The organism is Amycolatopsis sp. CB00013, assembly GCF_001905755.1.
Lineage (GTDB): Bacteria > Actinomycetota > Actinomycetes > Mycobacteriales > Pseudonocardiaceae > Amycolatopsis > Amycolatopsis japonica.
On the sequence record NZ_LIWC01000006.1, the window covers coordinates 606370 to 632020 of the forward strand.

General features: G+C 68.7%; 30 protein-coding genes. 17 read left to right on the plus strand and 13 right to left on the minus strand.

Annotated features, from left to right (window positions below):
- Window positions 1-95 precede the first annotated feature (95 nt).
- Window positions 96-611, plus strand: a complete 516-nt coding sequence (locus AMK34_RS36415) for a GNAT family N-acetyltransferase (RefSeq protein WP_037341096.1) — start codon at window positions 96-98, stop codon at window positions 609-611.
- 76 nt (window positions 612-687) lie between these two features.
- On the opposite strand, the gene AMK34_RS36420 is transcribed toward AMK34_RS36415, so the two are convergent.
- The 4 genes from AMK34_RS36420 to AMK34_RS36435 are packed head-to-tail and all read right to left on the minus strand — an operon-like array spanning window position 688 to window position 4041.
- Window positions 688-1587, minus strand: coding sequence for an ABC transporter substrate-binding protein (locus AMK34_RS36420; protein ID WP_038508682.1), 900 nt, complete (start codon window positions 1585-1587; stop codon window positions 688-690).
- The gene (locus tag AMK34_RS36425; RefSeq protein ID WP_038508680.1) at window positions 1584-2273 is read right to left on the minus strand and encodes an ABC transporter permease; all 690 of its coding nucleotides are present in this window, start codon (window positions 2271-2273) and stop codon (window positions 1584-1586) included. Before AMK34_RS36425 ends, AMK34_RS36420 begins: the two co-directional genes overlap by 4 nt.
- Window positions 2270-2953, minus strand: a complete 684-nt coding sequence (locus AMK34_RS36430) for an ABC transporter permease (protein ID WP_073848364.1) — start codon at window positions 2951-2953, stop codon at window positions 2270-2272. The genes AMK34_RS36425 and AMK34_RS36430 overlap by 4 nt, the downstream gene beginning before the upstream one ends.
- A complete protein-coding gene (locus AMK34_RS36435; RefSeq protein WP_038508676.1) occupies window positions 2953-4041 on the minus strand; it encodes an ABC transporter ATP-binding protein in 1089 nt (362 codons plus the stop codon). Before AMK34_RS36435 ends, AMK34_RS36430 begins: the two co-directional genes overlap by 1 nt.
- Before the next feature lie 91 nt (window positions 4042-4132).
- Here AMK34_RS36435 and AMK34_RS36440 point away from each other — a divergent pair, with 91 nt between their 5' ends.
- On the plus strand, window positions 4133-5536 hold the full coding sequence (locus AMK34_RS36440; protein WP_073848365.1) for a bis-aminopropyl spermidine synthase family protein: 1404 nt from the start codon (window positions 4133-4135) through the stop codon (window positions 5534-5536).
- Window positions 5537-5632: 96 nt separating this feature from the next.
- Here AMK34_RS36440 and AMK34_RS36445 read toward each other — a convergent pair whose 3' ends face one another.
- Complete coding sequence (locus AMK34_RS36445) at window positions 5633-6793, minus strand: NAD(P)-dependent malic enzyme (RefSeq protein WP_228694861.1); 1161 nt, start codon at window positions 6791-6793, stop codon at window positions 5633-5635.
- Window positions 6794-7186: 393 nt separating this feature from the next.
- On the opposite strand from AMK34_RS36445, the gene AMK34_RS36450 reads away from it, so the two are divergent.
- Window positions 7187-7792 carry a dTDP-4-dehydrorhamnose 3,5-epimerase family protein gene (locus AMK34_RS36450; RefSeq protein ID WP_038508670.1) on the plus strand — a complete coding sequence of 202 codons (606 nt, stop codon included), beginning with the start codon at window positions 7187-7189 and terminating at the stop codon, window positions 7790-7792.
- A 1-nt stretch (window position 7793) separates the two neighbouring features.
- Here the strand turns inward: AMK34_RS36450 and AMK34_RS36455 are convergent, their stop codons facing one another.
- On the minus strand, window positions 7794-9401 hold the full coding sequence (locus AMK34_RS36455) for a GMC oxidoreductase (RefSeq protein WP_073848366.1): 1608 nt from the start codon (window positions 9399-9401) through the stop codon (window positions 7794-7796).
- 167 nt (window positions 9402-9568) lie between these two features.
- On the opposite strand from AMK34_RS36455, the gene AMK34_RS36460 reads away from it, so the two are divergent.
- Window positions 9569-10240 (plus strand): hypothetical protein, encoded by a 672-nt coding sequence (locus tag AMK34_RS36460; RefSeq protein ID WP_073848367.1) that lies wholly within the window; start codon window positions 9569-9571, stop codon window positions 10238-10240.
- 75 nt (window positions 10241-10315) lie between these two features.
- On the opposite strand, the gene AMK34_RS36465 is transcribed toward AMK34_RS36460, so the two are convergent.
- Entirely contained in the window at window positions 10316-10786 is a 471-nt protein-coding gene (locus tag AMK34_RS36465) for a hotdog fold domain-containing protein (RefSeq protein ID WP_037341070.1), read from the minus strand.
- A gap of 62 nt (window positions 10787-10848) precedes the next feature.
- Between AMK34_RS36465 and AMK34_RS36470 the strand changes: the two genes are divergently transcribed.
- Both AMK34_RS36470 and AMK34_RS36475 read left to right on the plus strand, forming a co-directional pair.
- Window positions 10849-11442, plus strand: coding sequence for an acid phosphatase (locus AMK34_RS36470; protein ID WP_073848368.1), 594 nt, complete (start codon window positions 10849-10851; stop codon window positions 11440-11442).
- Window position 11443: 1 nt separating this feature from the next.
- Window positions 11444-11923 (plus strand): GNAT family N-acetyltransferase, encoded by a 480-nt coding sequence (locus tag AMK34_RS36475; protein WP_037341065.1) that lies wholly within the window; start codon window positions 11444-11446, stop codon window positions 11921-11923.
- 88 nt (window positions 11924-12011) lie between these two features.
- Here the strand turns inward: AMK34_RS36475 and AMK34_RS36480 are convergent, their stop codons facing one another.
- On the minus strand, window positions 12012-12551 hold the full coding sequence (locus AMK34_RS36480) for a hypothetical protein (protein WP_038508662.1): 540 nt from the start codon (window positions 12549-12551) through the stop codon (window positions 12012-12014).
- 244 nt (window positions 12552-12795) lie between these two features.
- Here AMK34_RS36480 and AMK34_RS36485 point away from each other — a divergent pair, with 244 nt between their 5' ends.
- Entirely contained in the window at window positions 12796-13722 is a 927-nt protein-coding gene (locus tag AMK34_RS36485; RefSeq protein WP_073848369.1) for a diacylglycerol/lipid kinase family protein, read from the plus strand.
- A gap of 273 nt (window positions 13723-13995) precedes the next feature.
- Window positions 13996-14250, plus strand: coding sequence for a WhiB family transcriptional regulator (locus tag AMK34_RS36490; RefSeq protein WP_007028999.1), 255 nt, complete (start codon window positions 13996-13998; stop codon window positions 14248-14250).
- A 294-nt stretch (window positions 14251-14544) separates the two neighbouring features.
- On the opposite strand, the gene AMK34_RS36495 is transcribed toward AMK34_RS36490, so the two are convergent.
- Window positions 14545-16068, minus strand: a complete 1524-nt coding sequence (locus AMK34_RS36495; protein WP_073848370.1) for a sensor histidine kinase — start codon at window positions 16066-16068, stop codon at window positions 14545-14547.
- A 106-nt stretch (window positions 16069-16174) separates the two neighbouring features.
- Between AMK34_RS36495 and AMK34_RS43990 the strand changes: the two genes are divergently transcribed.
- Entirely contained in the window at window positions 16175-16249 is a 75-nt protein-coding gene (locus tag AMK34_RS43990) for a 50S ribosomal protein bL37 (RefSeq protein WP_369299112.1), read from the plus strand.
- A gap of 69 nt (window positions 16250-16318) precedes the next feature.
- On the opposite strand, the gene rsrA is transcribed toward AMK34_RS43990, so the two are convergent.
- Both rsrA and AMK34_RS36505 read right to left on the minus strand, forming a co-directional pair.
- Window positions 16319-16642: a mycothiol system anti-sigma-R factor gene (gene rsrA, locus AMK34_RS36500; protein ID WP_037341057.1), complete on the minus strand. Its 324-nt coding sequence runs from the start codon at window positions 16640-16642 to the stop codon at window positions 16319-16321.
- On the minus strand, window positions 16639-17277 hold the full coding sequence (locus AMK34_RS36505; protein WP_026466946.1) for a sigma-70 family RNA polymerase sigma factor: 639 nt from the start codon (window positions 17275-17277) through the stop codon (window positions 16639-16641). Before AMK34_RS36505 ends, rsrA begins: the two co-directional genes overlap by 4 nt.
- 190 nt (window positions 17278-17467) lie before the next feature.
- Between AMK34_RS36505 and ybaK the strand changes: the two genes are divergently transcribed.
- Window positions 17468-17944, plus strand: a complete 477-nt coding sequence (ybaK, locus tag AMK34_RS36510) for a Cys-tRNA(Pro) deacylase (protein WP_038508656.1) — start codon at window positions 17468-17470, stop codon at window positions 17942-17944.
- A 186-nt stretch (window positions 17945-18130) separates the two neighbouring features.
- The gene (locus AMK34_RS36515; RefSeq protein ID WP_038522409.1) at window positions 18131-18694 is read left to right on the plus strand and encodes a hypothetical protein; all 564 of its coding nucleotides are present in this window, start codon (window positions 18131-18133) and stop codon (window positions 18692-18694) included.
- Here AMK34_RS36515 and AMK34_RS36520 read toward each other — a convergent pair.
- Together AMK34_RS36520 and AMK34_RS36525 are read right to left on the minus strand one after the other, a co-directional pair.
- Window positions 18644-19252: an alpha/beta hydrolase family protein gene (locus tag AMK34_RS36520; protein WP_038508654.1), complete on the minus strand. Its 609-nt coding sequence runs from the start codon at window positions 19250-19252 to the stop codon at window positions 18644-18646. The genes AMK34_RS36515 and AMK34_RS36520 overlap by 51 nt on opposite strands.
- On the minus strand, window positions 19249-20007 hold the full coding sequence (locus AMK34_RS36525; RefSeq protein ID WP_073848371.1) for an SOS response-associated peptidase: 759 nt from the start codon (window positions 20005-20007) through the stop codon (window positions 19249-19251). The genes AMK34_RS36520 and AMK34_RS36525 overlap by 4 nt, the downstream gene beginning before the upstream one ends.
- Window positions 20008-20108: 101 nt before the next feature.
- Here AMK34_RS36525 and rsgA point away from each other — a divergent pair, with 101 nt between their 5' ends.
- The 6 genes from rsgA (at window position 20109) to AMK34_RS36555 (ending at window position 25594) form a co-directional block, all read left to right on the plus strand.
- Window positions 20109-21119: a ribosome small subunit-dependent GTPase A gene (gene rsgA / locus AMK34_RS36530; RefSeq protein WP_038508649.1), complete on the plus strand. Its 1011-nt coding sequence runs from the start codon at window positions 20109-20111 to the stop codon at window positions 21117-21119.
- Window positions 21120-21179: 60 nt separating this feature from the next.
- The gene (locus AMK34_RS36535; RefSeq protein ID WP_051972345.1) at window positions 21180-22082 is read left to right on the plus strand and encodes a hypothetical protein; all 903 of its coding nucleotides are present in this window, start codon (window positions 21180-21182) and stop codon (window positions 22080-22082) included.
- Entirely contained in the window at window positions 22083-22958 is an 876-nt protein-coding gene (locus AMK34_RS36540; RefSeq protein ID WP_038508643.1) for a hypothetical protein, read from the plus strand.
- 142 nt (window positions 22959-23100) lie between these two features.
- Window positions 23101-23781: a hypothetical protein gene (locus AMK34_RS36545; protein ID WP_073848372.1), complete on the plus strand. Its 681-nt coding sequence runs from the start codon at window positions 23101-23103 to the stop codon at window positions 23779-23781.
- Between the two features lie 72 nt (window positions 23782-23853).
- The gene (locus tag AMK34_RS36550) at window positions 23854-24648 is read left to right on the plus strand and encodes a hypothetical protein (protein ID WP_073848373.1); all 795 of its coding nucleotides are present in this window, start codon (window positions 23854-23856) and stop codon (window positions 24646-24648) included.
- A 61-nt stretch (window positions 24649-24709) separates the two neighbouring features.
- The gene (locus AMK34_RS36555) at window positions 24710-25594 is read left to right on the plus strand and encodes an NAD-dependent epimerase/dehydratase family protein (RefSeq protein ID WP_073848374.1); all 885 of its coding nucleotides are present in this window, start codon (window positions 24710-24712) and stop codon (window positions 25592-25594) included.
- Window positions 25595-25651: the final 57 nt, after the last annotated feature.

The following is a 25651-nucleotide window of genomic DNA, read 5'->3' on the forward strand; positions in this document are numbered from 1 at the left end:
GGGAAGTACACACGGATGGCCGCCTACTAAAGTCGTGACGTCGGCGGGCGGAAAACGATTTCCATCCTACCTTCGGATGGAGCACACTCGGGCGCATGCTGCTCCGACAGGAAATCCCGGCCGACCGCGAGGCGATCCACGCCGTGCATCTGGCCGCGTTCGCGAAACTCAGTGTCCCGGTGGTCGAGGCGAAACTCGTCGACGAGCTACGGGAGGACGGCGACCTGATCGGCGCACTGTCCATCGTGGCCGAACGCGACGGGAAGGTCGTCGGGCACGTCTGTTGCAGCCCGTCGAAGCTCGGCGGCGACGAGAAGTCGACGGTCGGCCTCGGCCCGCTCGGCGTCCTGCCCGAGTACCACGCCTCCGGCGTCGGCTCCGCGCTCGTGCACGCCGTGCTCGGCGCGGCGGACGCGCTCGGCTACGGCGCGGTGGTGCTGCTGGGCGACCCGAACTACTACTCCCGCTTCGGTTTCGTGCTCGCCGCACAGCACGGGATCACGCCACCGGTCGCGGAATGGGCACCGCATTTCCAGGTCCGCACCCTTCGGGCGTACACGCCGGACCTCAAGGGCGAGTTCCGCTACTCACCCGCGTTCGACCGCCTCTAGCCCCTCCCGCGTTTCGTCCTCTGAATGCGGTAGTCGCACGCGCAAGGACCGCATTCAGAGGACGAAATGCCGGGGGTCAGGACGGCGCCAGGAGGTTGTTCCGGCGCAGGAACTCCTCGGCGACGTCGAGCGGGTTGCGCTTCTCCTCGCTGAACTGGACGTTCAGCTCGGTCAGCTGGTCGGTCGTGAGCGCCGCCGAAACCCGGTTCAGCGCGTCGACCTCCTTCGGTGACAACGTCCCCTTCGCCACGAACGGCACGATGTTCTGCGCGGGGAACATGTTCTTGTCGTCCACCAGCGGCACGAATCCGTTGGCGGCGATCGACGACGACGTGCTGAACAGGTCGGCGACCTGGATGTCGCCGGATTTCAGCGCGGCGACCGTGACCGGGCCGCCGGTGTCGGTCGTGCGGATCTCGGCGAACTCGCAGCCGTAGAGCGCCTTGATCTTGTCCTTCCAGCGGCTGCTCCACTGCCCCGGGCCGCCGAACACGAACTCCTTGCACCGCTTGCCGAGATCGGAGAATGTCCGGATCCCGGAATCGGCGAGTTCCTTGCGCACCACCAGGAGGTCCTTGTCCTCAGCGGGCGCCTGTTCGAGGACTTCGTATCCCGACGGCAACTTCTGTTTCAGCTGCGCGTAGACGTCCTGCGGCGTGGTCGCCTGCGTGTCCTTGTCGAAGTAGCGCAACAGGTTCCCGCTGTAGTCCGGCACCACCGAGAGCGATTTGTCCTGCAGTGCCTTGACGACGACCTCGCGGCTGCCGACCGGCGGGCGCACGGTCACGTTCTCCGCGCCCGCGTTGCGCAGCGCGCCCGCGTAGATCTGGGCCAGCAGAAGACTTTCCCCGACGTCGGACGCGCCGATGATGATGTCGCCGGTCGCGCCGCCCTCGGCCCCGCCGGCGAGCGGGTTGCCGCAACTCGCCGTCAGCAAAGCGATCCCGGCGAACAATGCCGCCACCCGCCGCCTCATACCTTCGCCTTCTTCCCGCTCGCGGCCTGTGCCAGCCGGACTCCCTTGGGCACCAGCAGTCGCTGGACACCCGCCAGCGCGAGGTCCAGCACGACGGCGAGCAACGTCGTCAGCAGCGCGCCCGCGACCACCTGCGGATAGTCCAAAATGGCCAGTCCGTCGAGCAGGAACCGGCCGAGCCCGCCGAGCCCGACGTACGCCGCCACGGCGGCCGTCGCCACCAGTTGCAGCACCGAATTCCGCACCCCGCCGAGCACCAGCGGCAGCGAGATGGGCACCTCCACCTTCCACAACCGTTGCCAGCCGGTCATTCCGATGCCCTGCGCCGCGTCGACGACGCCGTGGTCGGTCGCCTGCAGGCCCGCGTACGTCCCGGCGAGGATCGGCGGGATGGCGAGCACCACGAGGCCGATGATCGTCGAGAGCTCGCTTTCGGTGAAGAGCAGGAACAGGAAGGTCACCAGCCCCAGCGTCGGCAGCGCGCGGATCGCGTTGCCGCCACTCACCAGCAGCACCGCGCCGCGACCGGTGTGCCCGACGTAGAGGCCGAGCGGGATCGCGATGATCAGCGCGAAGACCAGCGCCAGCGCCGTGTAGCCGAGATGCTGCAGCAGCCGGGCCGGGACACCGTCCGGGCCCTGCCAGTGGGCCGGGTCGCCGAACCAGTTCAGCACGTCGCCGATCATTTCGCCCCCGCCGTGGTCGCCACCCGGTCCCAGGGTGTGAGGAGATCGCGCAGCCGGACCAGGATCAGGTCGACGATCAGCGCGAGCAGCAGCGTCGCGACGATCCCGACGACGATCGGCGAGAAGTACTCGCGCTGGAAGCCGTCGGTGAACAGCACGCCGAGCCCGCCGGTGCCGATCAGCGCGCCGACGCTGACCAGGCTGATGTTGCTGACCGAGGCCACCCGGACGCCCGCCGCGAGCACCGGCACCGAAAGCGGCAGCTCCACGGTGAGGAAACGGCGCGCGGGTTTGTAGCCGATCGCCGTGGCCGCGGCGACGACGTGCGGCGGGACGGCGTCGAGCGCGTCCAGCACCGGGCGCACCAGGAGGGCTGCGGTATAGACGGTGAGCGCCACGATGACGTTGACGCTGTCGAGGATCTTCGAACCGATGATGCCCGGGATCACCACGAACAAGGCGAGCGACGGGATCGTGTACAGCAGGTTCGACAGGACGAGCAGTACGGAGCACAAGGACCGGAACCGGTGCCCGAGCCAGCCCGCCAGCACCGCGATCACCAGGCCCAGCACCAGCGGGACCAGTGAAAGATAGATGTGGTCGAGCAGGTCGCCGAAGAACTGCGACCTGTTGTTGGCGCTGCCCAGGTAGCGGCCGAGCTCCGCGAAGAAGTCCCCCATCAGGAACTCAGCGACGGCGCTTCGATCACTTCGAGGACTTGCTGGGCTCTGACCACGCCGAGGACCTTCTGGTCGGCGTCCACCACGACACCGAGGCTCGCGGGCGACGAGAGCGCCGCGTCGAGCGCGCCCCGGATCGGCGAACCCTGGAGGTACAGCGAACCACCGGCGACGAGATCGGTCTCCGCGAGCTCTCCGTCCACAGTGGACCCTGGACGCAGCCAGCCGCGCGGCTGGCCTTCGGCGTTGACCGCGACCTGCCAGTCGTCGGACGGACCGGGGGCGGGCTTGCCGACCTCGACCCGCTTGACCTCTTCGACGACGATCCCTTCCGCGGAAAGGAAGGAAAGCCCGCGGTAGCCGCGATCCTTGCCCACGAACGACGCGACGAAGTCGTCGACGGGATGCCGCAGCACCTCCGAAGGCGTTCCGTACTGCGCGAGCACCCCGCCGACGCGGAGCACCGCGATCTTGTCGCCGAGCCGCACGGCTTCGTCGATGTCGTGGGTGACGAACACGATCGTCTTGCCCAGCTGCGACTGCAGGCGCAGCAGTTCGTCCTGCAGTTCCTCGCGGACGATCGGGTCGACCGCGGAGAACGGCTCGTCCATCAGCAGCACCGGCGAATCCGCCGCGAGCGCCCGCGCGACCCCGACGCGCTGCTGCTGGCCGCCGGAAAGCTGGGCGGGGTACCGCTTGCCGAGTTCCGACGGCAGGCCGACGGTCTCGAGCAGTTCCGCCGCGCGCTTGCGCGCCTTGCCCTTGTCCCAGCCGGACAGCAGCGGCACGGTGGCGACGTTGTCCAGCACCGTCCTGTGTGGAAAGAGGCCGGCGTGCTGGATGACGTAACCGATGCCGCGGCGCAGCAGTGCCGGGTCGCCGTCGCTGACGTCCTTGCCGTCGAGCAGCACCGTGCCCGAAGTCGGCTCGACCATCCGGTTGATCATCCGCAGCGACGTGGTCTTGCCGCAGCCGGACGGCCCGACGAAGACGGTGATGGTGCCGTCCTCCACGGTGAGGTTCAGGTCGTCGACCGCGACCGTCCCGTCCGGATACCGCTTCGTCACGCCACGGAACTCGATAGTCACGTGTCTCTCCCCATGTCTGGTCGAAAAACCGTAGCCCACATCGGCCCTGTTGGCACGGTGTCCCAGGGATCGGTTCACTAGGCTGCGGGCCGTGAGTCTTTCCGTCGATGACGTCCTCGCGGCGCACGGTGTCCACGTGCGACCGCTCCATCAGGTGATTTCCCTGCTCCGGACGGATTGGCGTGACCTCGGCGAACTGGTCCGCGTCAGCACCGCGCCACGCCGGAGTGTCGAAGACGTCCTGAACGCACTCGGCGACGACTTGGAGCGGAACGAGTCCCGCTTGCGGCTGGCCCCCGCCGCCAGGGAGAAGTACGCGCGCTTCGGGGCACGGGACCGGAAATCCGATCCCGACCTGCTGAAGACCATCACCAGCTACGTCGAGAACGTGCCCGCGCCGCTGGCCGCGCTCGATCACGTGCAGGCGACGCCGGAGACGGTGCTGAACCGGGCGCTGTGGCTGGACGAGCGGTACGACCTCGACACGGCGAAGCTGCTGTTCCTGGGCGACCACGACCTCACCTCGCTGGCCGTGCGCGCGTTGCGGCCGGACGCGGACCTCACCGTCGTCGATCTCGACGACCGCGTGCTCTCCTACATCGACGAACTCAGTGAGCGCTCCATCCGGACGCTGCACACGGATCTGCGCGTCGGCCTGCCGCCCTCGGTGACCGGGCGGATGGACCTCGTGTTCAGTGATCCGCCTTACACCCCCGAAGGAATGGGCCTGTTCGCGGCACGCGGGGTGCAGGCGCTCGCCGAACCCTCGGACGGACGGCTGCTGCTCGCCTACGGCTACAGCCCACGCCACCCCGCGCTGGGCGCGCAGGTGCAGCGGGCGCTCGCGACGCTCGGGCTGACCTTCGAAGCGATCCTGCCGGACTTCAACCGGTACTTCGGCGCTCAGGCGATCGGGAGCGCGGCGGACCTCTACGTCTGCCAGCCGACCGCGAAGTCGAAGAAGAACCGCGGCGGCAAGGGAAAGGCCGCGATCTACACGCACGGTCCGCAGTCGGTGGAGTCCGCAGGCGCGGCCAAGCCGTCATTGCTGGACAAGCTGCACGAGATCGCCACCGAAGGCGGCCTGGCACTGGAGTCGCGGCCGGTCGACTGGTCCGTTTCCGGGCCGGAAGGCGACGCGGTCGCGATGGACCTCTCGGCCGACCCCGGCCCGTGGCTGCTGCGGACCCTGCTGGGCACCAACGCGCGACGGCTGGCGCTGCTGGTCCCGAACTCGCATCCCGATCTGACGAACGCCGAGGCGCAGGGCGCGCTCAACCGGCTGGTCGGGGCGAAGTACAAGCTGCGGTTGCTGCGGAGCACCCCGGACAACCGGCACGCCATCGTCGTCGCCGACGCCGTCGAGCACCAGGACGAACTGCTGACCAGGGCGCACGCGCGGCTGGCGAACGTCTCGCTGGACGTACCGCCGGAACTGACGGACGCGCGGCTGATCGATCTGCCGCGGCACCGGCTGGCGGAGCTGCTCGCCTGAGCGTGTCAACCCCCAGATGCTAGGAACGGTCCTTTTCTTGCGAATTTCGCAAGGAAAGGACCGTTCCTAGCACTCGAGCGAGCGTGAAAGGGACCGTCACACCACGCCGTCGGCCTCAGCGGCCTTCGCGACCGCGGCGGCCACCTCAGGCGCGACACGCGGGTCCAGCGGGCTCGGGACGATCCGGTCCGGGCCGAGGTCGTCCTGCGCGACGGCGAAGATCGCGTCGGCCGCCGCCAGCTTCATGTTCTCCGTGATCGCCCGCGCACCGGAGTCCAGCGCGCCGCGGAAGACACCGGGGAACGCCAGCACGTTGTTGATCTGGTTCGGGAAGTCGCTGCGCCCGGTCGCCACGATCTTGGCGTACCGCGACGCCGCGACCGGGTGGACCTCCGGGTCGGGGTTGGACAGCGCGAACACGATCGCGTCGTCGGCCATCCCGGCCAGCAGGGTCTCGTCGATGGTCGCCCCGGACAGGCCGAGGAAGACGTCGGCGCCCTTCAGCGCCTCGCCGAGGCCGCCGCGCAGGCCGGCCGTGTTCGTGGTCTCGGCGAGCTTCCGCTTGATCGGGTTCAGGCCCTCACGACCCTCGTGGATGATGCCGCGCGAGTCGAGCACGGTGACGTCGGCGACGCCGGCGTTCTGCAGGATCCTGGCGCAGGCCACACCCGCCGCGCCCGCTCCCGAGACGACCACGCGCTGGCCGGCGATGTCCTTGCCGAGGACCTGGTTCGCCCCGCGCAGCGCCGCCAGCGTGACGATCGCCGTCCCGTGCTGATCGTCGTGCATGACCGGGCAGTCGAGGGCCTCCTTGAGGCGGTCCTCCAGCTCGAAGCAGCGCGGCGCCGAGATGTCCTCCAGGTTCACCGCGCCGAACGACGGGCGCAGCCGGACCAGGGTCTCGATGATCTCGTCGACGTCGGTGGTGTCGAGCACCAGCGGGATCGAGTCGAGCCCGCCGAAGGTCTTGAACAGGACCGACTTGCCCTCCATGACCGGCAGCGAAGCGCTCGCGCCGATGTCACCGAGGCCGAGCACCGCCGTACCGTCGCTGACCACCACGACCAGCCTGTCCGCCCACGTGTACCGCTTCGCCTTGGCCGCGTCCTCGGCGATCGCCCGGCTCACCTTCGCCACGCCAGGCGTGTACGCGACCGAAAGGTCACGCGGCGAGGAGATCGGTCGCGTGGCGGCCACGGAGAGCTTGCCGCCCTCGTGCCCCTCGAAGATCTCGGTGTCCGTCACTGGCGTGGTCATCGTGGTGGTTCCCGTCATTGCTTCCGCCGTGTCTAAGGACGGCGAAGTCTCGATTCGAGCGAAGGTCATTGGAATTCTCCTGGGACTGCGAGCGGGGGAACTGGCCGGTGAGCAGGCCAACTGGGCATGGCCCGGCCACCTGGGGTAACTCGTCCTCCGACACGGCAGCCCAGCGCGGTAGCGCCGGCCTGTCGGCGAAGCGTCCAATCGGCCATCGGTGCCGTGGGTGTGGCGACGGCCGCGGACGCAGCGGTCAGATCATTGTGACAGGCGTGCGGACCAGTGTGCCCCTCTGGTGCGGTTGATGTCACAAACGGCCCCGGGTTTCCGCAGCTCAAAAGAGGTTTCGCAAGACGTCCATCCGGTTTGGGAAGCGCTCGTTAGCATGGGGACATGCAAGCCAGGCGCCTCAGCATCCCCGACTGTTTCGAGTTCACCCCACGGGCTTTCCCCGATCACCGCGGCCTGTTCGTGGCGCCGTACCAGGAAGAAGCGTTCGTCGAAGCGGTCGGGCACCGGCTTCGTCTCGGGCAGACCAACGCCAGCGTCTCGCGCCGCGGCGCCATCCGTGGCGTGCATTTCGCCGACACCCCGCCCGGGCAGGCGAAATACGTGTTCTGCCCGAGCGGTTCGCTGCTGGACGTCATCGTCGACCTCCGGGTCGGCTCGCCCACTTTCGGGGAATGGACGTCCGTTCTGCTCGACGGCACCGACTACAAAGCGGTCTACATCGCCGAAGGCCTGGGCCACGCCTTCATGGCTCTCGAAGACGAAACGGTCATGGCGTACCTCTGCTCCGAGCCGTACGCCCCGGCGGGCGAGCACGGCGTCAACCCGCTGGACGCCGATCTCGCACTGCCCTGGCCTCAGGACATCGAACCCGTCGTGTCCGAAAAGGACACCGTGGCGCCCCTGCTGAAAGAAGCCCTGGAGCAGGGACTGCTGCCGCGGTACGACGACTGTGTGGCGTACTACGAGAAGTTGCGGTCCGCGAACTGAGTCAGCGCGCCACGTCCTCGGCCAGCACCCGTTCCACGTTCCGTTCCGCCAGCGCGGTGATCGTGACGAAGGGGTTCACCCCGGTGCTGCCCGGGATCAGCGATCCGTCGGTCACGTAGAGGTTCGGGTAGCCCTTCACCCGGCCGTACAGGTCGGTGGCCTCACCCAGCACCAGACCGCCCAACGGGTGATAGGTGAACCGGTTCTCGAACGACCGCGTATCCCCGAACAGGTCACTGCGGTAGATCGTGCGATTCGCCCGGTTGACCTTGTCGAACAACGACTTCGCCGCGTCGATCGACGGTTTCCCCTGCGAAGCGCGCCAGTGGAGACGCGCGGAGTCGCTCGCGGGGTCGTAGGTGAAGTGGCCGCGTTCGGGGTTCTTCGTGATCGCCAGGTACAGGCTCAGCCAGGTCTCGACCCCGGCGGGCACCGGCGCGACCTCGGCGAAGACCGGGTTGACCGGGTCGTCCCACGCGTCGATGCCGAGCGCGGGCATTCCCGACTGCAGCGATCCGCCGAGATCCCACGCGTGGTTGGCGCGGCCCAGCATCACGTTGCCGTTGGTGCCCCAGCCGCGCCCGACCGCGTCGTTCAGTCCCGGCAGCGTCCCGGTTTCCCGTGCCCGCACGAGCAGTTCCGTCGAACCGAGGCTGCCGGCGCCGAGGAACAGGTATTTCGCGCCGAGTTGTTTCCTCGCCACGATCGCGCCGTCTTCGGAGGTCTCGTGCACGGTGAGGACATAGGTGCCGTCGGTCTGCCGGGTGATCCCGCGGACCTCGTGCAGCGTCTTGATGGTCACCTTCCCGGTGCCCAGCGCGGCCGCGAGGTAGGTCTTGTCGAGGGACCGTTTGCCGTGGTTGTTGCCGTAGATGACCTCGGAGGCGAGCGCCGACCTCGGCACCTTGCCCGCTTCTTCCCGTTTCATGTACTCGAAGTCGTAAACGCTGGGTACGAACACCGTCTTGAGTCCCGCGCGCGTCGCGGCCTTCCGGGACACCCTCGCGTAGCGATAGGAACGGCAGGTTTCGAACCAGCTCGGATCGATGTGGTTCACGCCGAGGGTCCGGTTGGCCCGGGGGAAGTACGTCCCGTACATCTCGTCCGCGTCGACGGCGGGCAGGATCTCCTGGAAGTACGACCGCCTCGGCGTCACGGCCATCGCGCCGTTGACGAGCGAACCGCCGCCGACGCCGCGTCCGACGTAGACGGACATGTCGCCGTGGCTCACCCTGTCGAGGACGCCGGGATACCGCCCGATGTCCCGGTTCGCCAGGTCCATCCAGAGGAACGACGCGAGCGGGGCCTGCGTGCGGTTCTTGAACCACGCGGCGCGCCGGTCCGGCCGGAGCATGTCGCAGAAGACCTTGCCGTCCGGCCCGGGATCGGCCCACAGTTTGCCCATTTCGAGCATGACCGTGGGAATCCCGGCCTCGCCGAGGCGGAGGGCGGTGACCGCGGCGCCGTAGCCGGTGCCGATCACCACGGCCGTCGAGAAGCCCGGGGACACTTCTTCGGCCTGCGCGGTGGAAATCGTGGTCAGCCCGAGGGCGGCGGCGGAGTTGAGCGCGGTGTACCCGAGGAACTTGCGGCGCGACAGTGGGGACATGGGCCGATGATCGCCCGCTGTTCGAGCCGCCTTCAAGAGCGAATCCGAAGCAGATTCGCGTCAGCTGGGTAAACACCGTTTATTTTCACTCGAACGTGGCGATTCAGGGGTCCCTTGGGTGGCTTCCCCGATGTGGCTCGGACCGGCTCAGACCACTCTTTCGAGTCATGAAGCGCCTTCTCGCCGCGACCGCGGCCGCACTGTCCGCAGCCGCCCTCTTCGCCTTCCCCGGCCACGCCTCCGCTGCGGAGTTGCCGAACTTCGACTTCTCCGCCTGCCCCGCTCCGCCCGCCAACGCCGACCCCGGCACCTGGCGTTGCGAAGCCTTTGTCTCCCAAGGAACCCTGACCATCGGCGACCGGGAGATCCCGCTCGGGGAGATGCGGCTGACGTTCTCCGAAGGCAGAGTGGACGGGAAGTTCGCGCAGGTGTTCGGCGAACTGCGGCACGCTCCGGCCCGGATCCGCGGCGCTTTCGGCGCGACCCTGCAACTGAAGTACGGCGGCTACTCCGACTTCCTGTCGAACGACGAGCGCCGCGGCGAGCTGGACATCTACGCCGCCCTGCGGCATCCCTTGCTGCCCAAGGAATGCACGATCGGCACCCTCGACGCGCCGCTGCACTCGGTGGTCAAGGACGATCCCGCCGTCCCCTTCGAGGTGATCTCGCAGAACCCGAAGACGGTGAAGTTCGGCGTCGTGGACTCGCGGCTCGCCCTGCCGGGCACCACCGGCTGCGGCCCGCTGAAGCGAGCGGCCGACGAGGTGCTCGGCCTCCCGTCGGCGAGCGGGAAGAACACCTTCAAGCTGTCGACCTACGTGCAGTTCAAACCCCTCTGACCACCCGCGTTTCGTCCTCTGAATGCGGTAGTTGCACGCGCAAGGACCGCATTCAGAGGACGAAACGCCTGAGTCTTACTTCTTCTTGGTCACCCAGATGGTGATGGTCGCGGTCACGACGGGTTTCCCGTTCGTGTCCGTGATCGTCACCGGCACGGGGAGTTCGAAGCCCTCGTCGCCGAATTCCGGCAACTCCGGAAGCTCGGCGACGGCGCGCAGACTCGTCTCGGCCTTCGCGACGTACGCGACCGTCATGCCCTTCGGCAGCCACCGATGCGTCGTCGGCACGGTCGCCTCGGCGAGCATGCCCATCGCGATTTCCGCGAGGTTGCAGGCCGCGATCGCGTGAAAGGTCTTGATGTGGTTGTAAACACCCCACCACTTCGGGGACGTCACCTCGCACCGGCCGGGACGCAGCTCGCGCACCGACGGGAGCACCGTCCGGAAGTACGGCACACGCAGGCACATCGCCGCCGAGAACAGCTGTTTGCCGACCGGCTTGCCCGCCAGCCGGTTCCACATCGCGTAGGTCGGATTCTGCGCCATCACGGTCTCCTCACCATGTTACTCACCAGTAGCATAACCGGACGGCAGGCTATATTCGCAACGTGGCACATCGGCTCTTCCTCCTCCGGCACGGTCAGACGGAGTGGTCCGTCAACGGACGGCACACCGGACGCACCGACATCCCGCTCACGGCAGCCGGCGAGGGGCAGGCCCGCGCGGCCGGCGGCACCCTGCGCGCGGTACTCGGCGGCAGCCCGGCGCTCGTCCTCTCCAGCCCCCGCACCCGGGCGCTGCGCACGGCCGAGCTGGCCGGACTGCGCGTCGACGAGGTCACCGAAGAGCTGTCCGAATGGGACTACGGCGACTACGAGGGCGTCACGACCCCGGTGATCCGCGAGACCGTCCCCGGATGGACGGTCTGGTCACACCCGATCCCCGGCGGCGAAAGCGCGGAAGACGTCAACTCCCGCGCGGACAAGCTGATCGACCGGATCCGCGAGCCGCTCGGCAGGGGTGACGTGATCCTGGTCGGCCACGGACATTTCAGCCGCGTCCTGGTCGCGCGCTGGATCGGTCTCCCGTCGACGGCGGGTGTCCACTTCGGACTCGACCCGGCCGGTGTCGCGGTGCTCGGCGACGAACGCGGCGAGCCGCAGATCGAACACCTCAACCTGCTCCCCACCACAGAGGACTGAAATGGACGACCGCATCCGGCGTATCCGCGAAGAAGACGTGGACGCCGTCGTCCAGCTCGTCTACGACCTCGCCGAGTTCGAACGCGCCCCGGACGAATGCCACCTCACGCCCGAGCAGCTGCGCGTCGCGCTGTTCGGCGAGGCGCCGGGCCTGTTCGGGCACGTCGCCGAGGTCGACGGCGAGATCGTCGGCTACGCGCTCTGGTTCCTCAACTTCTCCACCTGGCGCGGTGTGCACGGCATCTACCTGGAGGACCTCTACGTCCGCCCCGAGCAGCGCGGCTCCGGCCTCGGCAAGGCGCTCCTGGCCACCCTCGCGGCGGTCTGCGTCGAGCGCGGCTACGCCCGTCTGGAGTGGTCGGTGCTCAACTGGAACCCGGCACAGGGGTTCTACAAGTCGCTCGGCGCGGTGCCGATGGACGAATGGACCGTCGACCGCCTCACCGACGAACCCCTGAAGGCACTCGCCGCCCAGGTCTAGCCAAGGCGTGACTCGCGTGATCAGACACGTAACTCGCGTGTCTGGAGGCCGCACTCGAAGGTACGGCCTCGATCACGCGAGTGCGGCGTCAGGAGTCGCGTTCCTCGCGTTCACGACGCGCCGCACGGCCCGCGGCACCGTCCCGCTCGGCGGCCTCTTCCTCGGTCTCGCCCTCCTGCATCCCGAGCGCCCACGCGCGCGAAGGGCGGCGGAACAGCAGCACGATGACGGCGACGCCGACCAGCCCCAGCGGCACACCCCACAACGGCTGCCCGGACGGCCCCGCGCCGTACCAGCCGACGCCCACCAGGATCAGCGCGACGACCACGCCGGGCGACCTCGCCCACGTCTTCCCCATCATCAGCCCGGCCGCGCAGGCCAGCGTCCCGGCGGCGAGGACGAGGTAGTAGGCGACTTCGGCCAGGAGGTTCTCGGGTCCGGCCCGGCCGTTGACCAGGAGCAGGATCGCGAACACGATCAGGGCGAGCCCCGGCAGCGCGGTGACGGCGCCGGCGAGGCGGACTTCACGGGGCGCGGGCGAGAGCTTGTCGGCGATGGACACGGCGAAACAGCCTTCCAGGCTTCCGGACACGGTGCTCCACCAGGGCGGGTCACCGTACGTGAGCACTTTCGATCGTATGCCACCCGGTCGGCCGGTTTCCCCTCGCCGCCGCAGGGGAAGAATTGGCGGTGTCGTCGATGAGCGGGCGGTCGGCCCGGGTGCACTTGTCACGACGCGCGAGAGCCGCCGGCGATGAGGAGGAACGCCCGCCACAGGGTCACAAGGTGCTGCTTCGAGGACGCACCGGCCACTGAGCTTCGCGTCACCTGACGCTCCCCTCTTCGGGCCGAAGTCACTTACCCTGCGGTATGTGCGTGCCATCCTCGTCGTGAATCCCCAGGCCACCTCGACCACCGCCGGTGGCCGTGACGTGCTGGCGCACGCACTGGCCAGCCAAGTCAAACTCGACGTGGTGGAGACCGACTACCGCGGCCACGCGATGGCCGTGGCGCGGTCCGCCGCCCGCGACGGGATCGACCTGGTGGTCGCCCACGGCGGCGACGGCACGGTCAACGAGGTGGTCAACGGTCTCCTCGCGGACGCCGACGGCGATCCGGCGAAGGTCGGCGACGTCCCCATGCTCGGTGTCGTACCGGGCGGTTCGGCGAACGTCTTCGCCCGCGCGCTGGGGATCGCGCACGATCCCGTCGAAGCGACCCATCAGCTCCTCAACGCCATCGAGAACGACCGAAGCCGCACAGTCGGCCTCGGGATCGCCGACGGCCACTGGTTCACCTTCAACGCCGGCCTGGGCTGGGACGCCGACGTCGTCGGCCGCGTGGCCAAGCGCCGGGGCAAGCAGACCACCGCGGGGCTCTATCTGAGGGCCGCGGTGGCGTCGCATCTGCGGCCTCCGCTCGGTCGTCCGCCCCTCACGGTCCGCATCCCGGGTGAAGAGCCCACCGAAGTGCTGACCGCTTTCGTGTCGAACACCGATCCGTGGAGCTACCTGGGCGACCGTCCCGTCCACCTGAACCCGGACAGCTCGTTCGACACCGGACTGGGCCTTTTCGCGTTGAGCGGTCTGGGATTGCCCACCGTGTTCAAGCATGTACGGCAGGCATTGCTCACGAAGAGCGACCAACGCGGGCGACGTCTCCTTCGTCACGATGACCTGCCGATGATCCGCATAGACGCTGCTGAACCGGTAAACTTCCAGGTGGACGGCGACCTCGTCGGCCAGCGGAAGAGGGTGGAGTTCTTCAGCGTCCCGGGAGCACTGACGGTAATCGTCTGACGACCGGACCGCTGATCGCCTGCGGCAAAGTACGAACTGCCGCTCATCGACGCAGAACCTCCGCTCACCGCATCGGCCTTCCCATCGGAAGGCCGTTTCGGAACGAAACCGCAGGTCAGAAGCGTCGCTCGGCCGGGTGAGCTGACTCACCGATCTTCAGAAAACCCTTGTCGAAACGGGTGCTTCGTGAAAGCATTCACAAGCACCCAAAAAAACGACCGCCATGACGACTATGGCGCGGAGTACCGCGCCGTTATGAAGGAGCTCAGAAACATGGACTGGCGCCACGACGCGGCCTGCCGAGACGAGGACCCCGAGCTGTTCTTCCCGGTGGGAACCAGCGGTCCTGCTCTGTCGCAGGTAGCGCAGGCGAAGGCCGTGTGCCACCGCTGCACCGTCGCTTCCGACTGCTTGGCCTGGGCATTGGCCAGCGGGCAGGACGCAGGCGTCTGGGGCGGGATGAGCGAGGACGAGCGACGGGCCCTGAAGCGCCGTCGTACGCACATCGGCACGCGTACCTCCGCCTGAGTTTTTCAACTCACGCACGCTTCATCGCATCACCAAAAACTGAGTAACAACCCCAAGCCTCGGGTAATCCCGCGGTGCAGTGGCGCTATGGCCCTGCGCCGCGAGGTGACACCTACCCGACTTGAGCTTAACAAGCGAGGCCGACACGCCCCCGAGGGGGTGTGGCTTCAGCGGACTTTTCACAAGTCCTCCCGCGGAACCGTTACAGGGCCGGCGCCACTTCTCTTCGGGCGCCGGCCCTAAAACGTGTCCGGGTGAGACTGTCCATTGAGGACGATCAAACGCGACAGTCCACTACAGACGTCGCGACAGCGGGATGCGCAAGGCGGCTTCGGTGCCCAGCCTGCGACCGGCCGTCTCTTCGGAATCCCCGCGCAATCCCCGGATCGACAGCGATCCGCGCAGTTCCGACTCAACCAGGGTCCGCACGATCTGGAGCCCGAGGCCGTCGCTGCGTTCCAGCGAGAACCCCGAAGGCAGCCCGCGCCCGTTGTCGCGGATGACGACGTCGAGCCAGCGCGCCGAGCGTTCCACCACGAGCTCGACCTTGCCCGGCCGTCCGTCGGGGAAGGCGTGCTCGATGGCGTTCTGGACCAGCTCGGCCAGCACCATCACCAACGGCGTCGCGATCTCGGCGACGACGACGCCGAACGAGCCCGTGCGCGAAAGCCCGACCTGCGATTCGGCCGTCGCGACCTCGCCGACCATCGGGAGGACGTTGTCGAGCAGCTTGTCGAGATCGACCCGCTCGTCCACCGAAATGGACAACGCCTCGTGCACCATCGCGATCGACGAGACCCGGCGCACGGATTCGCCGAGCGCGAGCCGCGCCTCCTCGCTGGAGGTCCGGCGCGACTGGAGCCGCAGCAGCGCGGCGACGGTCTGCAGGTTGTTCTTCACGCGATGGTGGATCTCGCGGATGGTCGCGTCCTTCGAAAGGAGAGCGCGGTCACGGCGCTTCACCTCGGTGACGTCGCGCACCAGCACGAGCGCGCCCGCGGCCTGCCCGGCGGGGCGCAGCGGCAGCGCACGGAAGAGCACGACGGCGCCGCGCCGGGAATCCGCCTCCGTGCGGCTGCTGGGCTTGCCGTCGAGCGCCTCGATGATCCGGTGCGACACCTCGGTCGCGTCGAACGGGTCACGGATGAGCGACCTGGTCAGCGGCGCGAGACGCTGGCCGACGAGATCCGATTCGTGCCCCATCCGGTGGTAGGCCGACAACCCGTTCGGGCTGGCGAAGACCACGGTGCCGGTCGGGTCGAGGCGGATGAGGCCATCGCCGACCCGCGGGCTGGTGTGGGTGTCCGTCTGATTACCCGGGCTGGGGAAGGTGCCGTCGACGATCATCTGGCACAGGTCGCCCGCGCTGCCGAGGTAGGCGATCTCGAGCGGGCTCGGCACGCGCGAGGCGGCCAGGTTGGTCTCGCGGCTGAGGACGGCGATCACCGAGCCGCCGAACACCACCGGGATGGCCTCACGCCGCATCGGCAGGTCGCGGTACCAATGCGGATCCTCTTCGCGGCAGATCCGCACCTCGCGGCTCGCCTTGGCCAGCTGCGGATGCTCGTCCTCGGTGAACCGGGAGCCGACGACGTCCTCCGGATGGGCGGTCGGCGCCGTCGTCGGGCGCGCGTGCGCGACGCAGACGAAGTCGCCGCCATCGGGCTGTAGCTCCTCCGACACGGCGACCCAGAGCAGGAAGTCGGCGAAGGACAGGTCGGCCAGCAGCTGCCATTCGGCGACCACGGTCTGGAGATGGTCCGCGGCTTGACCGGACAGGCCGGTGTTCTCCGCGAGGAGATCGGAAAGGGTGGACACGTCCCCATCCAAGCAGGGTGAGGGCCGCATGACACACTGGAGAGGTTGACCCTGGCCCAGCGGTGTCGTATCACCCCGCGCGGGCCACTCGGACGAGGAGTGAAACATGTCGAAGCGCGCCCGCAAGCGTCGCGACCGTAAGAAGAACGGCGCGAACCACGGCAAGAAGCCCAACTCCTGATCATCGATCAGACGACGAAGGCCCCCGCACCGATCCGGTACGGGGGCCTTCGTGTGTCCTGGGCCGTGGTTACTCGAACGTCTGCTCGATCTTGACCTCGGTGCGCTCGATGGTGATCGAGCCCTTGGTCTGCACGGTCTGGCGGATGGAGGCCCGCAGCCGGGACTTCAGGTCGTCCGGCGCGTGGTCGCCACCGCACTTGCGGGCGAGCAACTGCTTGATGTGCTCGTCGATGCCGTATTCCTCGAGGCACGGCGGGCAGTCTTCGATGTGCTTGCGGAGGGCGGCGTCGCGCTCGGCGCTGCACTCCTTGTCCAGGAGCAGGTAGATGTCGGCGAGGGCCTCCTCGCACCTGACCTTGTCGTCCGCTCCGGCGCAGTAGTCCTCGCTCATCGCCCCGCCACCTCCTGCTGTTTGCCCGCGCGGATGAAGCCGCGCTCGCGCGCGACGTCGGCGAGCAGGTCACGGAGCTGGGCGCGGCCGCGGTGCAGCCGGGACATCACGGTGCCGATGGGCGTGTCCATGATCTCGGCGATCTCCTTGTACGCGAAACCTTCGACATCGGCGAGGTAGACCGCGAGGCGGAACTCCTCGGGCAGCTTCTGCAGCGCTTCCTTGACGTCGGCGTCGGGCAGGTTGTCCATCGCCTCGACCTCGGCCGAACGCAACCCGCTGGAGGTGTGGCTCTCCGCCTTGGCGATCTGCCAGTCGGTGATCTCCTCGGTGGGCTGCTGCACCGGCTGGCGCTGACGCTTGCGATAGCCGTTGATGTAGGTGTTCGTGAGGATGCGGTACATCCACGCCTTGAGGTTCGTACCCGCCTTGAAAGACGCGAAGGCCGCGTACGCCTTCAGGTACGTCTCCTGGACGAGGTCCTCCGCGTCGGCGGGATTCCGGGTCATCCGCATGGCGGCCGAGTACAACTGGTCGAGCAGGGGCATCGCGTCCCGCTCGAAGCGCTCGGCCCGCGCGGCCGCCTCTTCGGCGTCCGTGCCCGTGTCCGGCGCGGGATTCTGCGTGCTCGGCAAACCGTTCCCTTCCCGATCGGCGTCGATGCGCTTGTGCGCATGAGACGTCGCCGAGTTTACGCGCGGACGGATCACCTGGCCGCCCGGCGTGCGCGGGATCAGGATTCGGGGGGCTTCGAGTGTGGTGGACACGTGCCTTTCAACAGTGACGCCCGGCCGGGCATTCCCGGGCCGCTCGTAGACTCCGCCCATGGCAGGCAAGGGAACCCCGGCGACGGCGCTGCTGGTGAAGCAGAAAGTGGCGCATGTTCTGCACGCCTACGACCACGACCCGCGGGCCGAGTCGTACGGCCTCGAAGCCGTCGAAGCGCTGGGGCTCGACCCCGCGCGCGTGTTCAAGACACTGGTCGCCGAGGTCGACGGGAAACTGACCGTCGGTGTGGTCCCGGTCACCGGCCAGCTGGATCTGAAGGCGCTGGCGGCCGCCGCGGGCGGGAAGAAGGCGAAGATGGCCGACCCCGCCGCCGCGCAGCGCGCGACGGGGTACGTGCTCGGCGGGATCTCGCCGCTCGGGCACCGCAGCAGGCTGCCGGTGGTGATCGACTCGTCGGCGGAGAAGTTCGAGACCGTGCACTGCTCGGCGGGACGGCGCGGGCTGGAGGTCGAACTCGCGCCCGGCGATCTGGCGCGGCTCACGGGCGCCGTGGTGGCCCCGATCGCCGGCTGACCACTCCCCGCGTTTCGTCCTCTGAATGCGGTAGTTGCGCGTGCAAGAACCGCATTCAGAGGACGAAACGCGGGGGTAGGGGCTCACCCGCGAGAGGGAGCGCGGTCGGTCCCCAGCGGGAAGATCGCGCGGCCGCGCCAGGGAATCGTCGTCGGCGAACGAACGACGACTCCCGGGAGCGACGAAATGACCGAGACCTTGCCCGGCGTACCGAGATGGGCGAACCTCGCCGCCCACGCGGCGGCGCTGGTGACGGTGCCGTCCGGGCTGTGGCGGATCGCGATGGGCCTCGGCCTCCCGGTCGGGTTCACCGCGCGGGGACTGGCCGAGTTCGGGATCCCCGGCTGGGGCACGGCCTACGTCTTCGGCCTGAGCCTGCTCTCCGAAGCGCTCGCGTTCCTCACCCTCGGGCTGGTCCGGCCGTGGGGTGAGGTCTGGCCGCGCTGGATCCCGGGGCTGCGCGGCCGCCGGATCCCGCCGCTCGCGGCGATCCTCCCGGCCGCCGCGGGGGCGATCGTCCTGATCGGGCTGAGCGTCCAATGGCTGTTCCGCTGGACTCAGGCCGGGTCTTCGGTGCCGCCGGGAACCAGGGAGGACTCGCCGGTCTACGACATCGTCATGGCGGCCTGTTACGCGCCGCTCCTGCTCTGGGGCCCGCTGCTGGCCGTGGTCACCGTGCACTACGCCCGGCGACGGTTCTCAGGTCAGCGGCCGCAGCACACGCTCCAGCCACTCGGCGGCCGCGCGTGACACGCCTTCGAGGTCGGCGCTGAGGTTGTGATCCCCCTGGAGCACCACGATCTCGTGATGCGGCCCGGCCTTGGGCAGGCCGAACGGGTCCCGTTCGCCCTGCACCACCAGGGTCGGGACCTCGACGGCGTCCAATTCACCCTGCCGGCTCTTCTCCGGCTTTCCCGGCGGATGCTCGGGGAAGGCCAGGCAGAGCACCGCCACCGCCTGCCCCGCCGCGGCGGTCCGGCAGGCGACGCGGGCCCCGGACGACCGGCCGCCGAACACGATCGGGAGGTCGTCGAAGCGCTCGGAGATCTCGTCGGCCACGGTGAGCCAGGCGGTGTCGAGCTGAGTGGCGGGAGCGGGCGCCCGGCGGCCCGCCACGCGGTACGGCTGCTCGACGAGCGCGACGTGGACACCGGCGGCCTGCGCCGCGCGGGTGACCGCGACCAGGTCTTTCGCCCCGATCCCGCCGCCCGCGCCGTGCCCGAGCATCAGGACCGCGACCCCTTCTTCAGCACAGTGCAGCTCGGCCCGCGCGGGGCCGTAGGCGGTGTCGATCTCGAGTTTCGTCATGGGTTCGGCAGCTCGAAGAGCGCGCTGTCGGCGGCGGGTTCGACGCGATCCAGCAGCTGCGGGCCGTTGTTGCGGACGTTGTTGACCAGGCTGGACACCGGCCGCAGCTCGATCGTGTCGACCAGGTCCACCGGGGGCGGGACGAGCAGGTCGGTGACGTCGGGCCGGTCCGGATCGAGCCAGGTGTCCCACTTCTCGCGCGGCATCAGCAGCGGCATGCGGTGGTGGATGTCGGTGAGCCTGCCGACCGAGTCCGTGGTGATCACGGAGAAGGTGATCAGCGGATCGGCGTCCTTGGCGTCCTTCGGCCGCCAGGTCTCCCAGATCCCGGCGAACGCGAGCGAGCCGTCACCCGGTCCGGTCATGAAGAAGGGCTGCTTCTCCTTGCCGTCACGCCGCCACTCGTACCAGCCGTCGGCGGGGACCAGGCAGCGCCTCGCCGAAACCGCCTTCTTGAAGGACGGCTTCTCCTTCGCCGTCTCGGCGCGCGTGTTGATCATCTTCGAGCCGACACCGGGGTCCTTCGCCCAGAACGGGACCAGGCCCCAGCGCATCATCCGCAGCGACCGGACGGCGGGTTCGTCTTCGAGCACCGCGCCGTCGGCGTCACGCGGATGCCGTTGCACGACGGTGGGCACGTCCTTGGTCGGCGCCACGTTGTGATCGGTCCGGATCCGGCCTTCGGTCAGGTCAACCGCGGCGAACTCGTCGATCAGCGCCGCCGGGTCCTTGGTGGCGGCATAACGCCCGCACATGCGAAAACCTCCCTAATCGACAGCCATCGTTACACGCCGGCCAGACGATGGCGAGCAGCATGGGATCATTGTTCCGCGGTGTTCGAAGAGCAGGAGGCGGTTTGGCGGGCAAGGACTGGCGCAGGCTGGACGAATCCGACGTGCGGATCCGTCCCGGCAAGGGCACCAGGCCGCGCAGCAAACGCCGTCCCGAGCACGCGGACGCCTCCACGGCGATGGTCATCGGCAAGGACCGCGGCCGCTGGACCTGCGCGATCGACTCCGATCCGGACCGCGTCGTCACCGCGATGCGCGCCCGTGAGCTGGGCCGGGTTCCGGTCGTCGTCGGCGACACCGTCGGCATCGTCGGCGACGTGAGCGGGAAACCGGACACCCTCGCCCGCATCATCCGGGTGGACGAGCGCTCCAGTGTGCTGCGCCGGACCGCGGACGACACCGACCCCTTCGAACGCGTGGTGGTCGCCAACGCCGAGCAACTGCTGATCGTGACCGCGCTGGCCGATCCCCCGCCGCGCACCGGATTCATCGACCGGTGTCTCGTCGCCTGTTACGCGGGCGGTCTCGAACCGGTCCTCTGCCTGACGAAGGCCGACCTCGCGAGCCCGGACGAACTCCTCGCCGGCTACGCGGGCCTCGACATCCCGGCCGTGGTCACCCGGCACGACGAACATCCGGAAGAGCTGACCGGGCGGCTCAAGGGCAGGCTCACCGCGCTGGTCGGGCATTCCGGAGTCGGCAAGTCCACTTTGGTCAATCGCCTGGTTCCCGACGCCGGACTGGCGACCGGCGTGGTCAGCGCGGTCGGCAAGGGCAGGCACACGTCCGTCGCGGCCGTCGCGCTCCCCCTGCCCGGCGGCGGCTGGGTGGTCGACACCCCCGGCGTCCGCTCGTTCGGGCTGGCGCATGTGACCGCCGACGACATCGTGCTCGCGTTCGAGGAATTCGCCGCGGCCGCCGAAGAGTGTCCGTCCGGCTGCGGTCATCTCGGACCGCCTTCGGACCCGGACTGCGCGCTCGACGACGTGGTCACGGATGGTGACGCCAGTCACGAACGACTGGAGTCTTTGCGCCGCCTTCTGGGTTCCCGAGCCGGGCATGACGACGATCGGTAACTAAATCCGATCTTGCGCGATACCCCGTTCGGATTAGATCAACTTTCTGAGGGGTCCCACTTGAAGCGCGTAACCATGCTCGCCGCCATCACCACGGCCGCCGTCCTGGCGCTGTCCGCTTGCGGTGGCGAGACGCAGCCCGGCGCGGCTGCTCCCGCTCCTGCTCCTTCCGAGGGGAAGAGCCTGCTTTCGTCGCCGCTCGGCGACCCGATCCAGCTCGCGGCGCTGACCCGCGAGAGCACCAAGAAGGCCAAGTCGTCCAAGGTGACGATGGAGAGCGTCGCCGGCAGCCAGAAGCAGACGGCGACCGGACAGGGCATGTACGACGGAGAGAACACCAAGTTCTCGATGTCCATGGACAGCGACGGCAAGAAGCTGGAGATCCTCTTCGTCGACAGCGCGCTGTACTTCAAGCTCGACGCGTCCGACAAGGCCGAGATGCAGACGGACAAGTCGTACGTGAAGATCTCCGCCGACGGCCAGGACCCCATCTCGCAGATGCTCGGCAAGGTGATGTCGAAGGCCATCAAGGACAGTGACCCGTCGCGCACCCTCGAGCAGGTCTCGAAGGCCGGCAAGATCACGAAGTCGGACCAGGTCGAGCTGAACGGTGAGCTCACCAACCACTACGTCGTCGAAATCGAGGTCGAGAAGGCCATCGCCCTCATCGCGGGCGAAGTGGGCGTGCCGTTCCCGGCGGAGGTCCAAAAGCAGCTCGACGCGAAGCTGAAGGGCAAGAACGTCACCATCCCGACCGAGCTGTGGCTCAACGCCGACCAGCTGCCGGTGCAGGTCGTGTCGGACCAGACGGCGTTCATGAAGGCCATGGGCGTCGCCGGTGACGGCGTCGCCAAGACCACGGTCAAGTACTCCGACTGGGGTACCCCGGTGGAGGTCACCGCCCCGCCCGCCGACCAGGTCGGCGACCTGGCCGAGATCATGAAGAAGGCCGGCGGCCGGTAGATGCGCGCCACCCACAGGCTGATCGCGGTGGCCGCGGCCCTGACCCTCGTGGTCACGGGCTGCGGCACCCGCCCTGGCGCGACGGCCGAGAACAAGGGCGGCGAGCTCGCGCTGGCCAACCCGTTCACCGACGCGTTCGGCCTCGTCGAGGCCGCGAAGCAGGGGACGCGGAAGACGAAGTCGTCCAAGACGACCATCGACGCCATCACCAAAGACGCCAAGGTCACGGGCACTCTGCTGGCGTACTACGACGGCCCGGCCTCGAAGATCGAGGCGAACATGACCATCGCGGGCGAAGCAGGCGTCCTGCGTCTGGTCGACCAGACGCTGTACCTCAAGCTGCCCCCGTCGGAACAGGCCGAACTCAAGACGGACAAGGCCTGGGGGAAGATCGAGCTGAACAGCGCGGATCCCCGGGCGAAGGCCATGGGGAAGGCCTTGCTGCGGTCGTTCGAGATGGGCGACCCGGCGAAACAGCTGGAGTTGATCGAGAAGGCCGGGCGGATCATCCGGTCCGAGCAGACCCAGCTGGACGGCGTCCCGGTGAACCACTACTTCGTCGAGTACGACGTCAAGAAGCAGATCGAACTGTTCCTCGGCGGCGATGTCCCCGCCGACCAGCGGGCCGAGATCGAGAAGCGACTCGGGGACAAAGATCTGCGGGTTCCGGCCGAATTGTGGTTCAACGCCGAGCAGCTCCCGCTGAAGCTGACCATGGATCTGACCTCGGTCATGAAGTCGGCCGGAGCATCTGAAGCCGGCGAGGTCAAGTCGACCTACACCTACAGCGACTGGGGCACGCCGGTGAACGTCACCGCACCGCCGGCCGCCGAGGTGGCCGACTACACCGAATTGCTGAAGAAGGCGGGCAACTAACCCCTGCCCGCGCGTGAAGGCCTCCTTCTCTCGGCTGAGCCGAGGGAAGGGGGCCTTCACGCGCTTCCGAACCATCGGACGGTGGAAATTCACGCGACAGGCACTACGGTGGTGGTACAGACCATTCACCCGAGGGAGTCCCATGCGTGCCACCGGATTCGCCGTCGTCTGTAGCGCTCTCCTGCTCGTGGGCGGCTGTTCCGGCGAAGAGAAACCGGCGGCGCGACCGGTGAACGACGCGGCGCAACTGGCCACGGTCGCCGCCGCGGGCACGCAAAAGGCCCGTTCGTCCAAGATCTCGCTCGAAACCACCGCGGAGGACGGCCGCAAGGTCGTGGTCACCAGTTCCGGGCTCTACGAGGGGCCGAACAGCAAGTTCTCCATGGTCGCCGAGGTCGCGGGCGAGAAACGGGACCTGATCTTCGCCGACGGCGTCCTCTACTACCACCTGTCGGACACGCAGGTCCAGGAGCTCAAGACCGACAAGGAATGGGTCAAGATCACCGCCGACGGCAAGGACGCGCTCTCCACCGACAACGGCGCGCTGATGACGAACGTCGTCGAGACGATGGATCCGACCCGGACGATCGAACGGATCTCGAAGTCGGGCAAGGTCACCAAATCCGAACAGGCCGACGTGAACGGCACGGCCGCCACGCGGTACGTCCTCGACCTCGATGGCGCGCCCGCCGAGGTGTGGCTGGACGCCGAGCAGCGCCCGGTGCAGGTCAGCATGGGCAAGGCCACGGTCAAATACGACAGCTGGGCTTCGGATGTGGTCATCATCGCGCCGCCGCCCGAGGCGGTCGGCGACAGCCGCTGAGCCGTTCCCCCGATCGGGGCGTGGCCCGCGGCTGTGTTTCGCTTGGGTGCCCGCGATCGAAAGCAGGTCCTCATGCGGAGAACGGCCCTGTCCACCGTCGTGCTCGTACTCGGTGTGCTGCTCGCCGCCTGTGACAGCGACTCCGTCTCGTTCGCCGACGCCCGCGCGCTCGCCGACGGGGCCTCGTCCGCCATGAACGGCAAGGCCGCGAAGTTCACCACCGATGTCACGGCGGGGACGATGCGGTCGAAGAGCCAGGGGCAGGCCAAGGTCGCGGGGACGGGTACCGCGCTGGCCATGACCACGGACTTCCTCGGCGAGCCGATCGAACTCCGATTGGTCGACAAGATCGTCTTCGCCAAGGTGCCCGAGACCGCCCGCGAGGAGGTGCCCGGCGGGAAACCGTGGGTCAAGGTCTCCCCCGACGGCGCCGACCCGTTCTCGCAGGTCGCCGGGGGCAGCATCGACCAGCTGGCGAAGCAGAACGACCCCGCCCGCGCGCTCGACCAGGTACGGAAGGCGGGCACGGTCACCGGATCCGAGCACGGCGAACTCGACGGGATGTCCGCCGAGCGCTATCGGCTGGACGTCGACCTGGCCGCGCTGGGCGGCGACCTGCCCGCCGGTTTGTCGGCCGAGGCCGTCGCCGAACTGCGGGGCAAGGTCGGGAAGCTCCCCATGGAGGTCTGGCTCGACGACGCGCGCTTGCCGCTGCAGATCGTGCTCGACCTCGCCCCCGTCCTCGCCGCTTCCGGGGCCCCGGACAGCGCGACCGCCAAGATCGTCACGCGCTACAGCGAGTGGGGAACGCAGGCCGACATCCAAGCGCCTCCGCCGGAGGAGATCGGGGAGATCCCGGCGGGCTGATCCGTCACGTTCCGCTCCCCCGTCTCGTCGGGTTCGTGAAGGCCGGATTCGAGGAGCGAACATGCGCGTGATGGTGATCGGGGCGACCGGAATGCTGGGGCGTCCGCTGGTGCGGCGTCTGCTGGCGGAAGGCCACGAGGTGAGCGGCCTTGCCCGCGACGTGGACAGGGTCGCCGCGGTGCGCGCGACCGGCGCGGAACCGGTGCGGGGTTCGCTGTTCGACGTCGATTCGCTGGCAGGCGCGCTGCGGGGGCACGACGCGGTGGTGAACGTCGCGACCCGGATCCCGGACGCGCGGCGGGCGATGAAGCTGTCCGGCTGGGCCGAGAACGACCGCGTGCGGATCACCGGCAGCCGGACCCTGGCGGCCGCCGTGCGGCGGGTCGGCGAGCTGGGAATCGTGGTGCAGGAAGGGATTTCGTTCGTCTACGCCGACGGCGGCGACGAGGAACTGGACGAGGACGCGCCGCTCGCGCTGCGCGGCAACATCGCGTCTTCGACGGTGGCGCACGCGAACATCGCGGAGCTGGCGGACGAGGGACGCACCGCGATCCGGCTGAGGATCGGGCTGCTGGTCGGCGACGACCCGATGACCAGGACGATGCTGGCGGCCGCGCGGCGAGGCTCGCCGCTCATCTTCGGCCGCCGGACCGACTGGACCGCGGCGATCCATCCGGACGACGCGGCGGCGGGCGCGATCGCGGCGTTGCGGGCACCGAGCGGCGTCTACAACCTGGCTGCGGATCCGGTGCGGAAACAGGAACTCGGCGAGGCGATGGCCGCCGCGGCCGGGGTCCGGCGGCCGCGTGCGCTGCCGAAATGGCTGGCGAACCGGCTCGGCCTGATGTCGGTGCTGGCGCGCTCGCAGCGCGTCGTCTCGACCCGGCTCACCGAGGCGACCGGCTGGCGCCCCGAACGCCCGGCGCCCGGCCCGTCCTGGTTCTGACGCGTTTCGTCCTCTGAATGCGGTCCTTGCGCGTGCAAGGACCGCATTCAGAGGACG

Excerpts from the sequence above, each read along its gene's own strand:
- AMK34_RS36555 (WP_073848374.1), top strand. The coding sequence starts at position 24,710 with ATGCGCGTGATGGTGATCGGGGCGACCGGAATGCTGGGGCGTCCGCTG.
- rsrA (WP_037341057.1), bottom strand. The coding sequence starts at position 16,642 with ATGAGCGAGGACTACTGCGCCGGAGCGGACGACAAGGTCAGGTGCGAG.
- AMK34_RS36455 (WP_073848366.1), bottom strand. The coding sequence starts at position 9,401 with ATGTCCCCACTGTCGCGCCGCAAGTTCCTCGGGTACACCGCGCTCAAC.
- ybaK (WP_038508656.1), top strand. The coding sequence starts at position 17,468 with ATGGCAGGCAAGGGAACCCCGGCGACGGCGCTGCTGGTGAAGCAGAAA.
- AMK34_RS36475 (WP_037341065.1), top strand. The coding sequence starts at position 11,444 with ATGGACGACCGCATCCGGCGTATCCGCGAAGAAGACGTGGACGCCGTC.
- AMK34_RS36490 (WP_007028999.1), top strand. The coding sequence starts at position 13,996 with ATGGACTGGCGCCACGACGCGGCCTGCCGAGACGAGGACCCCGAGCTG.
- AMK34_RS36540 (WP_038508643.1), top strand. The coding sequence starts at position 22,083 with ATGCGCGCCACCCACAGGCTGATCGCGGTGGCCGCGGCCCTGACCCTC.
- AMK34_RS36430 (WP_073848364.1), bottom strand. The coding sequence starts at position 2,953 with ATGGGGGACTTCTTCGCGGAGCTCGGCCGCTACCTGGGCAGCGCCAAC.
- AMK34_RS36520 (WP_038508654.1), bottom strand. The coding sequence starts at position 19,252 with ATGACGAAACTCGAGATCGACACCGCCTACGGCCCCGCGCGGGCCGAG.
- AMK34_RS36545 (WP_073848372.1), top strand. The coding sequence starts at position 23,101 with ATGCGTGCCACCGGATTCGCCGTCGTCTGTAGCGCTCTCCTGCTCGTG.
- AMK34_RS36425 (WP_038508680.1), bottom strand. The coding sequence starts at position 2,273 with ATGATCGGCGACGTGCTGAACTGGTTCGGCGACCCGGCCCACTGGCAG.
- AMK34_RS36515 (WP_038522409.1), top strand. The coding sequence starts at position 18,131 with ATGACCGAGACCTTGCCCGGCGTACCGAGATGGGCGAACCTCGCCGCC.
- AMK34_RS36450 (WP_038508670.1), top strand. The coding sequence starts at position 7,187 with ATGCAAGCCAGGCGCCTCAGCATCCCCGACTGTTTCGAGTTCACCCCA.
- AMK34_RS36550 (WP_073848373.1), top strand. The coding sequence starts at position 23,854 with ATGCGGAGAACGGCCCTGTCCACCGTCGTGCTCGTACTCGGTGTGCTG.
- AMK34_RS36445 (WP_228694861.1), bottom strand. The coding sequence starts at position 6,793 with ATGACCACGCCAGTGACGGACACCGAGATCTTCGAGGGGCACGAGGGC.
- AMK34_RS36415 (WP_037341096.1), top strand. The coding sequence starts at position 96 with ATGCTGCTCCGACAGGAAATCCCGGCCGACCGCGAGGCGATCCACGCC.
- AMK34_RS36460 (WP_073848367.1), top strand. The coding sequence starts at position 9,569 with ATGAAGCGCCTTCTCGCCGCGACCGCGGCCGCACTGTCCGCAGCCGCC.
- AMK34_RS36420 (WP_038508682.1), bottom strand. The coding sequence starts at position 1,587 with ATGAGGCGGCGGGTGGCGGCATTGTTCGCCGGGATCGCTTTGCTGACG.
- AMK34_RS36465 (WP_037341070.1), bottom strand. The coding sequence starts at position 10,786 with ATGGCGCAGAATCCGACCTACGCGATGTGGAACCGGCTGGCGGGCAAG.
- AMK34_RS36525 (WP_073848371.1), bottom strand. The coding sequence starts at position 20,007 with ATGTGCGGGCGTTATGCCGCCACCAAGGACCCGGCGGCGCTGATCGAC.